At 33.5% G+C, this 11902-nt stretch carries 11 protein-coding genes; 3 read left to right on the top strand and 8 right to left on the bottom strand.

Going from position 1 to position 11902, the window contains the following annotated elements; genetic code table 11:
- Positions 1-55: 55 nt before the first annotated feature.
- Entirely contained in the window at positions 56-1966 is a 1911-nt protein-coding gene (locus tag NTX22_17980) for a hypothetical protein (GenBank protein ID MCX6152420.1), read from the top strand.
- 987 nt (positions 1967-2953) lie between these two features.
- Here the strand turns inward: NTX22_17980 and NTX22_17975 are convergent.
- The 6 genes from NTX22_17975 to NTX22_17950 all read right to left on the bottom strand — a co-directional run bounded on the left by NTX22_17975 (position 2954) and on the right by NTX22_17950 (position 7583).
- Positions 2954-3310: a class I SAM-dependent methyltransferase gene (locus NTX22_17975; GenBank protein ID MCX6152419.1), complete on the bottom strand. Its 357-nt coding sequence runs from the start codon at positions 3308-3310 to the stop codon at positions 2954-2956.
- 265 nt (positions 3311-3575) lie between these two features.
- Complete coding sequence (gene rlmB, locus NTX22_17970; protein ID MCX6152418.1) at positions 3576-4304, bottom strand: 23S rRNA (guanosine(2251)-2'-O)-methyltransferase RlmB; 729 nt, start codon at positions 4302-4304, stop codon at positions 3576-3578.
- Positions 4305-4450: 146 nt separating this feature from the next.
- On the bottom strand, positions 4451-5305 hold the full coding sequence (locus NTX22_17965) for a prolipoprotein diacylglyceryl transferase (protein MCX6152417.1): 855 nt from the start codon (positions 5303-5305) through the stop codon (positions 4451-4453).
- A gap of 8 nt (positions 5306-5313) precedes the next feature.
- Entirely contained in the window at positions 5314-5829 is a 516-nt protein-coding gene (locus NTX22_17960; protein ID MCX6152416.1) for a hypothetical protein, read from the bottom strand.
- Positions 5819-7096: a histidine--tRNA ligase gene (hisS, locus tag NTX22_17955; protein ID MCX6152415.1), complete on the bottom strand. Its 1278-nt coding sequence runs from the start codon at positions 7094-7096 to the stop codon at positions 5819-5821. The genes NTX22_17960 and hisS overlap by 11 nt, the downstream gene beginning before the upstream one ends.
- Positions 7097-7109: 13 nt before the next feature.
- Positions 7110-7583 carry a PTS sugar transporter subunit IIA gene (locus NTX22_17950; protein ID MCX6152414.1) on the bottom strand — a complete coding sequence of 158 codons (474 nt, stop codon included), beginning with the start codon at positions 7581-7583 and terminating at the stop codon, positions 7110-7112.
- 213 nt (positions 7584-7796) lie between these two features.
- On the opposite strand from NTX22_17950, the gene NTX22_17945 reads away from it, so the two are divergent.
- Entirely contained in the window at positions 7797-9497 is a 1701-nt protein-coding gene (locus tag NTX22_17945) for a short-chain dehydrogenase (protein MCX6152413.1), read from the top strand.
- Positions 9498-9564: 67 nt separating this feature from the next.
- Positions 9565-10488, top strand: coding sequence for a hypothetical protein (locus NTX22_17940; GenBank protein ID MCX6152412.1), 924 nt, complete (start codon positions 9565-9567; stop codon positions 10486-10488).
- Positions 10489-10731: 243 nt separating this feature from the next.
- Here NTX22_17940 and NTX22_17935 read toward each other — a convergent pair whose 3' ends face one another.
- Positions 10732-11217 carry a tetratricopeptide repeat protein gene (locus NTX22_17935; GenBank protein MCX6152411.1) on the bottom strand — a complete coding sequence of 162 codons (486 nt, stop codon included), beginning with the start codon at positions 11215-11217 and terminating at the stop codon, positions 10732-10734.
- Between the two features lie 156 nt (positions 11218-11373).
- Positions 11374-11787 carry a hypothetical protein gene (locus NTX22_17930; protein ID MCX6152410.1) on the bottom strand — a complete coding sequence of 138 codons (414 nt, stop codon included), beginning with the start codon at positions 11785-11787 and terminating at the stop codon, positions 11374-11376.
- Positions 11788-11902: the final 115 nt, after the last annotated feature.

Here is an 11902-nt window from a genome sequence, read left to right as displayed (position 1 = left end):
AATTGTAGTGGTATCTGAGGTACAATTTAATTTTGTAACGAACAGTGTAAAAATCATGAAAAAAACATTTATACTCATAATTCTGTTTACTGTTTTCTGTCAGCAATTGATGAACGCACAGAAATCAAATAATGCAATCGAACCATCTTATTTTAAATTAACTACTTCAAACGGTTTGATAGCAGCAGTTTATGATTCAAAAAAAAATGTAGTCGAATATGTTTATCCGCATATTTTCGCCAATTATGATTCAGGTTTATATGTTAGTCCTTTTGTAGGTAATATCAAATTAAGCGGCGATCAGTTTCCTACTCAAACCAGCTATCTTAATAATACACATATAATAACCGTAGAATATGACGGGTTTACAATAAATTATTTTTCTTCCTTCACTAACAATGATAAAATATTCTATGTGGTAATAAAGGGGGAAAAAGAAAAGATCGAAAACCTATCATTCAAAGCGGAAAGCGGAAATGGGAATATACTAACTGGAATTTCTTTATTAACAAACTCGCATGAATATCTAACAGTACGTATTGCCGGAAATATCCATAAAGGAAGCATACTCCGAAGGTATAATAAAAATATCTATGAGAAATATTTTTTGTATTCTTTTACTGATTCGTTACATACTGATACTGCAATTGTAAGCAAAGCAATTGTCAAATTATCCAAAGCAAAAAAATCCTTATTGAATGATGAGATCAATTTCATGCAAAATCTTTTTTCCACATGCAAAATACCTAAGGATCTTTCCCTCAAAGAAAGGAATGTGGTAGAACAGTCAATTTCCTTTTTAAAGATGGCGCAAGTATCGGATAAAGAAATATTTCCATATTCACACGGACAGATATTGGCATCTCTGCCGCCAGGTTTGTGGCATGTTTCCTGGGTAAGGGATGGCAGCTACGCTATTCAGGCAATGACTCGTTTGGGAATGTATACGGAAGCTAAGAAAAGTCTGGAATTTATGTTGAAAGCCCCATCCGGTCGTTATAAGCATTATATTCATAAGGATGGAAAAGATTACGGGGTGGGTACCGATTATCAGATTTCAGTATGCAGGTATTTCGGCAATGGAAAGGAAGAAAGCACTTATGGAGATGGACCCAATTTTGAGTATGATAATTTCGGATTGTTCCTGTGTGCTTTTTGTGATTATACAGAATCCAGTAGAGATACTGCTTTTTATATTAAATGGAATCGTTTGGTATCCACAAAAGTAGCAGATGTTACTATAAACTGCATAGATACAAATTCATTGATAAGAGAGGATTCCGGTCCCTGGGAACACTACCTGGAAATGCCAAGACAATATACTTTTACTTCAGGTGTTTGTGCTATGGGATTAGAGAAATTTGCAATGATGCAAAAGCAATTCCATCTGCCATATGAAAAATATAAATCAGAAGCTGAAACTTTAAAGAAAGGAATTTTAACCCATATGCTTATTGAAAATAAATACATCAAAGGAAATGTTAACGACCAGTTAAAAACAGATCATGAATATTATGATTCAGGGGTGTATGAAATTTTTGCCAATGGATTGATTGATGATAAAAAATTGTTTTTATCTCACATGGATGAATATGACAAAGTTTTAAAATTAAAAGGGAACAGACCCGGATATATCCGGCTCAACAGTTCCGATCCTTATGAAAACCAGGAATGGGTGTTCATCAATCTACGCATCGCATTAGCCCACCTTTTATTTGGACAAAAAGCTGAGGCAGCCAAGTTGCTGAATTTTGTAACTGAACAAGCTGCAGTAAATTATAATACAATACCCGAAATGTACAGCAACAAAGTACAAAGTAATAAAGTAACGGAGTACTTTAAATCTCATGATATATGGTGCAATTGTATCAGGGATAAAGATGATCTGTATATCGGGGCTATACCAATGGTAGGATATGGATCAGGAGCATATATCCTAACAATCCTTGCTTATTATGGGCTTTAGTGTTTTTATGGAATCGCGAAGATTAGGAGATTAGAAAAATAATCCCTCAAGATCACACAGAATTGCCTATTGCGACTTTTCAGCAATTAGCACAGATAATTTAATACTTCACTCTGTTTTCCTGCTTGAGAAACTTCTTACTAAAAAATGAATAGGTTAATTAATTAGTCACCTTACGCAGCATTTTGAACTCTACCCCAAATCCCCTTCTCCTTGAAAGAGAAGGAGACTAAGGAGATGAGTTTTTTGGCTCAAATATCTAACGATGCGTAACGTGACTTAATTATATTAAAAAGTTAATCAATGATATCATACCGAGAGGATCAGAATAACAAAAGAATTCACAGTCGATAAATCGGTAATAAAAAAGTTTTAAAGCTCCAAGTGTATTATCAATGAACTTCACTTTCAGAAACATTGTTAGATATATTAATAATTATATAAAATAATATTCTTCATTTTATCTTGACGAACAGATATTGTTTTAAATTATGGTGAGAATTAAATTTTACTATATGATTCCAAGACGGTATTATGTTAATTCTAAGATAAAATCAGTTCATTAGATTTAATGATTTGCATTATCTAAAAATACTTTTGGACGGGCACTATGATTATTGGTTTAGATATTTCTGCGATGAGCGACAGAAACACCGGTACATCCAGATACATAAATTGTTTACTTTCTCAGTTAGACAGAACAGAATATAAGATAAAAACATTTCCAGTTCAACCAATTAATAGGTTGCCTCAAAGCAAAATACTAAATTCAATTCCTCTAATAAAAAGAGGTGGGGTTAACCGGCATTTGTATAGGACCTTTTTACTCTCTTCAGAAATGAACAGAGAGGCAGTTGAATTCGGTATCTTTCCGAATTACCTAATGCCACTCAACTTCAACAAACCTTCACTTATAATCATACACGATCTTTCTTTCTATACGAATCCTCAGTTTTATTCTAAAGTTTTCGTTTTTTATTACAAAAATCAATTGAAGAAAATATTGGGGAAATAGTTTCCTTCTAATTTATCCAAATCTAAAAAAGAAAGAAGCTGATAGGAAATTAGATTTTCCAATTTATGTTCATAAATCTTTTGTCTTATTTTGTTCAACATTCCATCAGATATATCCGTGCAATGAATTTTGTATCCTTTATTTGCCAAATAAATTGCGTCAATCCCTGTACCTGAATTTATTTCTAATATTTTATCATCCGTTCTTAAATGTCTTAAAAGATGTTCGTGTGTTACCGAACGCATCCATTTTAAGATCTCATTCGTGCCCTCATAATCATCAAAAAATTCTGATTGCCGGGAGAATGCTTCGCTTATTTTATTGAACATTATTGTCATCTTCTGCTCTATTCAATTTCAATCAGATTAATGATATTTTCTGAAATATTGTTTTTATTATCTAATGATAAAGAAATTTTATCATTAACCAGTAACCTTCACATCAAATATAATTATCTTTCGCTCGATCTCTGATCAATAATTCAAAAACTACTTTTGGATATTTGATGTGATGATGGCATAGCAGCACCACATACAAATTAAGCTATGGGATAAATTAATAATCAGGTAGCAATATTTTTTATTTAAAAATATTCTAGTTTTTTCTTTGGCGGAAAATTTCAAAAAGAAGAACACCGGCGGCAACAGAAACATTAAGCGATTGTATTTTACCACTCATTGGTATCTTAACAAGGAAGTCACATTTTTGCGCGGTCAGATGGCGGATTCCTTTTTCTTCATTACCAATAACAAGAGCAATCGGCATTTTATAATCAACACTGGAATAATCCCTGGCTTTTTCTAAAGAAGAACCAGCAATCCAAAAACCATTTTCTTTAAGCACATCAAGAGCCTGTGCAAGATTACTTACTTTACACATACTCATATATTCTGTTGCACCAGCGGAGGTTTTTACAACCGTTTCAGTTATTGAGGCGCTTCCGTGCAATGTAATAATTACACCATCCACCCCGGTACATTCTGCCGTGCGTAATATTGCTCCAAGGTTATGAGGATCTTGAATTGAATCCAAAACAAGTAAAAGAGGAAATTCAGACCTTTTTGATTTTTCAATCAGTTCCTCAAGTTCAAAATATTTCTGCTGGCTCTTTACAGCAATTACACCTTGAGTATGTGTTTCGGAAGAGATTGAATTAAATTTGGCGGGGGGTAATTCAGTTATGCTAACTTTCTGTTGTTTAGCAAGCTTGATGATTTCAAAAATAGCGGAGCCTTTTTGCCCAAACTGGAAATATATTTTCTCCAGTTGCTCGCCAGATTTTAATGCTTCCAGAACCGGTTTGCGCCCAATGATTAAATTCATAATTCCTTTGAGAAGATAGAAAACAGAATACAGAACTCAGAAAACAGAATAAGAAAAAACATCCTGATTTTCATTTCCCATTTCAAATTCCTGTTTTCTAATTTCTAATTTCTTTCTTCTGATTTCTGAATTCTGTTTTCTGAATTCTATTTTCCATCCCCTTTTAATGGCGGCGGAATATATTTTTTTAAATCAGGATGTTTTGAATAATAAAATAATCCTAAACCACCAAAGAAAATTAAGCAAACAGCAATTGTTTGTGCTTCGGAAAGTCCGAAAATAAAATTGGGATTGAGTCTAATGAACTCAACTAAAAATCTTGCGGAGCCGGCTAACATTAAATAATACATAAAAACTTTACCATCCTGCCAATGTATTTTTTTCTTGTTCAATTGAAAGAGAATAAAGAAAATTAAAACACCAAGTAGGAATTCATAAGCCGGTGTTGGATGCAGTGGAGTATTATCCGGTACAATTCCATTTGGAAAATGTTTAGCTATTTCTGTTCCTCTGAAAGCGTATGATGGCGGCACTGTTCCATTCTCATAGTTGGTACCCCACGGTAAGTTAGTTGGAATTCCATAATCCCCATCGCCGGCAAGATGACAGCCAATTCTTCCAATTCCATAAGCAAGTGCTAAGGAAGGAACTGTTGCATCTGCCATTACAAGGAATGGGATTTTTTTTCTTTTAAGAGTAATAAAGATTGCAAGCGCTGCTAATAAAAATCCGCCATAGAAAGTTAATCCACCTGGAGAAAATATTTCACCAAACGGATCGGCAAGAAAGGCAGTCCAGTTTTCCAATATGCTGAATAATTTAGCTCCAATAATTCCAAATATGATAGCAACCAGAGTAATTTCTGTTGAAATATTTGGATCCATCTTTCTTCGTTCAAGTTCTTTTGTAAGGAAATAACTTCCAACAATGAAAGCAATTCCCAGCATCAAACCGTAACTGTAAACTGTAAAAGGACCTATTTGAAATAATCTTGGACACATAATAATTCCTATTCTTCGCGGAATGTAAAATCATTTTGAGAAACTATAAAATCGCAAAACAAGCGGTTGTTCTTTTTTTCCGGCAGAAATTTCTTAGTTAGCTTAATATCTTTTTTAAAAATGTTAAAATTAAAAACTGCACTGTTTATACTGCCATCCTGTTTGATAATATTAACTGTATATTCCCCATACAGGTTTTCAAAATCAATATCCACTTTTGCCGGTTCTACCTTTGGCAGATAATTAATTTTTGCCTGTAAACCAAGTAAGGTAATTTCAATTACATTTTTATGAATTGATGAAGCAACAGATAGTTCATATGCAAAATGAGTAAACTCTGCTACTGTTATTATCCTCAACGTGCAAAATTGCTTATTAAAAACGCTATCAAACTTAAAGAAGGCAAAGCATAAATATTCAACTTTATTTTCTTTCTTTTGTGGAATTGCATCTTTTGCTGCCTCAATGTTTTTCTTTCTAGTCTTTGGTAGTTTTGGAATACCTTTGGGTTTTTTAAGAGGCATGATTTTGCTCCATAATTTTTACAGCTATTGTTTCCAGATCATTTATATCAACAATTTCTTGTTCACCATTAAGCATGTTTTTGAAAACAATTTTTTCTTTATTGTATTCCTCACCACCAATAAACAGCACAAATTTGGAATTAAGTTTATTTGCCTCACGCATCTGTGCTTTAACACTTCTCTGAAGGTAATCAACTTCAACAGAAATATTTTCCTTTCTAAAATATAAACTTAAATCGAATACTTTTTGTGTTAACTTATCATCAATTCTAACAATATATAAATCTATTTTCTCTTCAGGTACAGAAAATGATTTTTCATTTTCGCAGGCAAGTAAAATTCTTTCAATCCCTGCAGCAAAACCAACTCCAGGTGTAGGTTTACCACCCAACTGTTCGATCAATAAATCATATCTTCCGCCACCGCATAATGCACTTTGAGAACCAACTGATCCACTGATTATTTCAAAGGTTGTTTTGGTGTAGTAATCCAATCCCCGAACTAATTTGGGATCAATTTCAAAAGGTACATTAGCAATTGCCAATAATTTTTTAACTTCATCAAAATGCTCAAGGCTTTCGGCATCAAGGTGATTGATAAGCTGCGGTGCAAAGTTCATAATTTCTATATCATTTTCTTCTTTGCTATCAAAGATGCGCAGGATGTTTGTTTCAAATCTTTTTCTGCTTTCCTCAGAAAGCTTTGGCAATTTATCTTTTAAATAATCCTTTAAAATATTCTTGTAATTTTCCCTGGATTCCGGAACACCAAGTGAGTTAATTTTTACTGAAATATTTTTCAGTCCTAATTCTTTTATTATAATGAAGGCAATAATAATAATTTCAGCATCAAGTGATGGTGCAGAACTGCCAAGTGCTTCCGCTCCAAATTGATGGAACTGCCTGAATCTTCCAGCTTGCGGTCTTTCCTGCCTAAACATTGGGGAGGACAGATAATAAAGTTTATTCAGGTTCTGTTTTGCCGCCATAGAATGCTCGATGAATGAACGTACAACGGACGCCGTCATTTCCGGTCGCAGCGTTAAACTTGTTCCGCCTTTATCAAGAAAAGTGTACATTTCTTTACTTACAATATCAGTTGATTCACCAATTCCCCGCGCGAATAGTGAAGTTTCCTCAAAAATGGGAGTTCTGATTTCTTTGTAGTTAAAACTCCGCATTGTTTTTTCAATTAAAGATTCTAAATATTTCCAACTTTGGATATCATTAGGAAGGATATCTTTGGTCCCCGTAATTGCTTTTATCATCTAAAATATTCTTTTAGGTAATTTCAAAATAGTTGTTTTCTTCTTCCTGAAAAATTTCAAAAATTTCTTTTGCTGTTTTGGCTTTCATTAGGTTTTCTCTGAATTCATCCTTGTTCATCATTCTGGAAATCCTGCTTAGAAGTTTAATATGTGGTCCAACAAGGTTATCCTTTCCAACAAGAAGAAAAACTAAATAAACCGGCTGCTCATCAAGTGCGGCAAAATCTATTGGTTTGTTAGATTTTCCGAATGCAGCAATAATTTCCTTAACTGCATCTGTTTTACCATGAGGAATTGCAAAACCTTTACCAACCCCGGTAGACATTATTTTTTCGCGCTCTAAAACAGAAGTACGAATTTTTTCCAAATTAATAACGCGCTCATCATTTTTAAAAATATCAATCAGCTCATTAATAATTTCTTCCTTAGACTGACCTTTAAGTTCGGCAATTATCTGGTCTTCTTTGATGATGTCACAAATTTTCATTTTCTATCCAATTTTAAACATTAGTAATTATTCTGCGATTGAAATTTAACAAAGAAGAACCTGTTAATCAATTATAAATGAATGATAAGTACAAAAGATTAAATATAGTGATAGGAAAAGCCGCTATATCGTTCATTTCTAATTTTCTTGCCTGTTGCTTTTATAAACCTTAATTTATGTTCAAAAATTTTCTAAAAAGAAAAAGAGGATTTTATGGATATTCAAAACAAAACGGTTCTGGTGCTTGGCGCCTGGGGACTTGTAGGTAATGCAGTCGTTAGGAAATTAGTTGTTGAAAAGCCAAAACAGATCATAGTTACTTCTTTAAGAAAAGAAGAAGCAGAAGATGAAGTAAAAAATTTAAAAGTGGAGTTCCCAGATTTTCCGGATAATTACTTCATTCCCTGGTGGGGAAATATTTTTGTTAGAAATGATTATAAAGATTCGGATAGAATTAAACTTCTTGATGATTCTATATCCCGGCAAAGAATGATGAAAGATACGCTTGATGAGCTTGATGAAGAGATTCTTAAAAGCTCTGCCATTTATCAGCTTTTAATGAACTATAAACCCGAAGTGATAATTGACTGCGTAAATTCAGCAACCGGAATTGCCTACCAGGATATTTATACTGTCTATAGAAATATTAAAAAGTTGATTGACCAAAAACCAACTGTGGAAAGTTTAGCAACTGAAACTGAAAAACTACTTTGCACGGTTTACGTTCCTCAAATTATCAGGCACGTACAAATTCTTTACTCATCAATGCACGAAGCAAAAACAAAAATTTATGTAAAGATTGGAACAAGCGGAACCGGTGGAATGGGATTAAACATTCCTTATACCCACAGCGAAGAAAAACCTTCGCGTGTATTGTTAAGCAAGTCAGCAGTAGCAGGTGCTCACACCTTGCTTCTCTTTCTGATGGGAAGAACACCTGAAGGTCCAATCACAAAAGAAATAAAACCTACAGCAGCAATTGCCTGGAAGAAAATTGCTTTTGATGAAGTGAAGAGAAAAGGAAAACCAATAGAATTAGTTGATGTTCCTTTAGATTTAGCTACTCCGCTTGAAGGTAAATTTAAGTTCAAGCTCGAGAAACAACTTCCTAAAACAGGAAAAATGTTAAAATCTGTTTTTATTGATACCGGTGAAAATGGTACATTCTCCCGCGGTGAGTTTGAAGCAATCACTGCTCAAGGACAAATGGAGTATGTTACACCAGAAGAAATTGCTGTTGATGTTATTTATGAAATAAGAGGCGGCAATACTGGACATGATATTATTAATGCGCTTGATAATGCAACGATGGAACCATCTTACCGGGCTGGTTTCTTACAACACTCTGCAGTTGAAAAACTTGCTGAGTTAGAAAAAGAACATAATGTTGAAAGTATTGCTTTTGAATTATTGGGTCCCCCAAGATTATCCAAACTGCTCTATGAGATACATCTTTTAAACAAAGTTGCCGGTAACATGAAACAAATTCTTGGTAAAACTCCAGAAGAACTTTCTGCACTTTGCGCGGATTTGATTTTGAATAATGAAAAACTCAGAAGCCAGATCGTTTCTATCGGCATTCCGATTTTACTGCCAGATAGCAAAACATTATTAAGAGGAAATGAAATAAAAATACCACCATACCGTGGAGAAGATGAACTTGACATAAATGAAAGCTCAATAAATCTTTGGGCAAAAGATGGATGGGTGGATTTGAGGATTTCCAACATGGAATTATGGAGATCGAGATTGAAAGCGATAATTGGTGAAGCAGAAAATATTCCATCGATTGATACCAGCTCTATGCATGTAAGAACAAAAGGCTATTGGAATTACTTTGAAAAAATTGATCCAGGTAAAATTGTAAGCTGGCTTTTTATACACGAAGAAAAAGGTAAAAGGATGAAAGCGTAAATTGGTTGTTAGCTTACTGAATATTAATCCAATATTAACCAATATTTGCACAATCAATGGTTAAGATATGAAGAATGAATTAAAAAAACTGATAGGCACAATTCCATCTGAAAATGATTTCAGAAAGAAGAGGATGAGATTCCATCAAGCCTGGTGGAGAGCGTTTGTCTTAGCTGAAAAAGAAGGGCAGCATCCGATTAGAAAAGAGGAATCTGTCTGCAATACAATTTTAAATGGACAAACCAACACGAAAAATTTTTTGTCTTCAAAAATAACTGAGGCAGTGAGGCAAACAATTCAAGAAAGGCAAGTGGCTAATTCAGGCATAATTGAAGAAGGCAGGTTATTTAATAATTTACTGTCCAGTCAACCCCTTTGTTTCAATTTTTTTGGTGAACTCAAAATTGATACAGATTTTGCATTGCCAGTTTTGCAGCAGTTCTGGCCAGAGTTGACCAAAGTTAATCGAGTTACATTTGAATTTGCTCCCGTTAAAAATTACACTCATGACAATTCTGCTTTTGATGTGGCTTTTGAAGTGATGTCTGATAACCAAAGTGGATTGATAGGTCTCGAATGCAAATATACAGATACTTTTTCCTCAACGGAATATGATAAGACAGAATATCGGAACATCTTTAACCAAAGGAAGGAGAAAGTATTCGCCGCAGGTTATGAGGAGTTTACGACGGCAAGATTTAATCAACTATTTCGCAATCAGTTATTAGCAGAAGCACTTTTACAACACGGTTACTATGATTTTGTTTATACTGGATTATTTTGTCATCAAGATGATAGTAGTGGTTTTCGCACTGGCTCAGAATTTCAACGTATGTTGAAAGATGGTGACAAATTTTTTAAGATAGTTACGTATCAGGATTTTATTGAAAAGATACAGCAGTTAGAGATAAGTTGGGAACGGCGAGAGTTGAGTATGTTACTCTGGGCTAGATATTGTGGAACACAGTTAAGTAAGCATGCTTTTGAATAAAATTATTCAACAAAGATATTTTGCTAAATAGGCAAGTTAACAAAAGTTTGTAATCGATTTGCTAACTTGCCTGGTTTATTTACCATCCTGTACTAGACATTATTCTTTTGGTTGGGTAAGTTTTGCTGCCCGGCAAGCGAATATAAAACAGAGTTAATACTCAATCAAGCGTTTTCAGATTTGCTTGTTTTATTCTCCACCGTTCTCTAAATCAAAGATTGAAATAGGAATGATGTGGAGGATTTAATTTAAAAGCGTAGTAATCTTTACAACTGCTTTTTGAGCAGGTTCATACTTGGGGTTTATTTTAACAGATTCTTTGTAAAACTTTAAGGCTTTAAACCAGTCACCTTTCTTTTCAAATACTTTCCCAAGATTATAATATGGTAAATGCGGTAGATTGTAGCGGGCAGCTTTAATTGCTTTTTCGAACCACTGAATTGAATCATCATACTTTTCTAAACTAACCAGGTAACTTCCAATATCATTGTAAGGATTTCCGTAATCTTCATCAATTATAATGGCAGAACAACATTCCTCAATTGCTTCATTGAATTTTCCCTGCATACTGTAAGCCCAACCTAAAAACGTATGCGCTTCTGCTGTCGGACAGAAATCGATGGATATTTTATAATAGTCTATGGCTTCAATAATTTTTCCCTCAAGATGCAGTTTATACGCTTTTTGTAAAAAGTCCTGAGCCATTTCTAATTTATTGCTTTCAATCATTTCAATGCTTAAAATAGTTAAAGTGGTTAAAAATACCCGACACAAAATAAAAACTATTTTAATTAAAAAGCAATACGTTTTTTTATTATACCCACAAAGAATTATGGGTAGATATTAGATAAGTTAAATGACTTGGTGGGAATATCTAACTGAACTTCAACTGGATGAGCTTCCTGAAACCATAAATTTATAACTTACATCATTAAAATTATTATTAGATGGAAGAGGAAGATGGTTATTCACATCATTTACAATAGTAAATCTTCCCGGCTTAGGTCTATTATTCGTTTCTGTAATTACAGGAATAGATTGTTTTACTATATACGGAACGTGTGAATTATTAGAATTTGCTACCTCTCTTGTATGAAATGAAGTTGGGTCTTGAGTCGTTTCATTTTGAACTTTTCTTATAAAATTACTATCAGATACACCAAGGTTATAAGTCGGCACTTTTTCTAATTGTTTATTCGCATTACCAAATTTGTAAGTTATATAGGAAAATAAAAGAACTATTATTAGTATTCCGATAAATATGAAAAGAGAAATTTCTATAATTGGTATCAAATCCATTTTTTACCTTTCAGTTTACTATTAATATTCCAACAATAGTGCCACTATATTTTAGGGAGATTTTCCAGTAATGTTTAATGGATTGTGTTCTAATATGAACCAGAAGTTGTATATG

Source organism: Ignavibacteriales bacterium (assembly GCA_026390815.1).
Classification (GTDB): domain Bacteria; phylum Bacteroidota; class Ignavibacteria; order Ignavibacteriales; family SURF-24; genus JAPLFH01.
The sequence above is the reverse complement of the archived record's forward strand: the minus strand, read 5'-3'. Positions and strand labels throughout refer to the sequence as shown.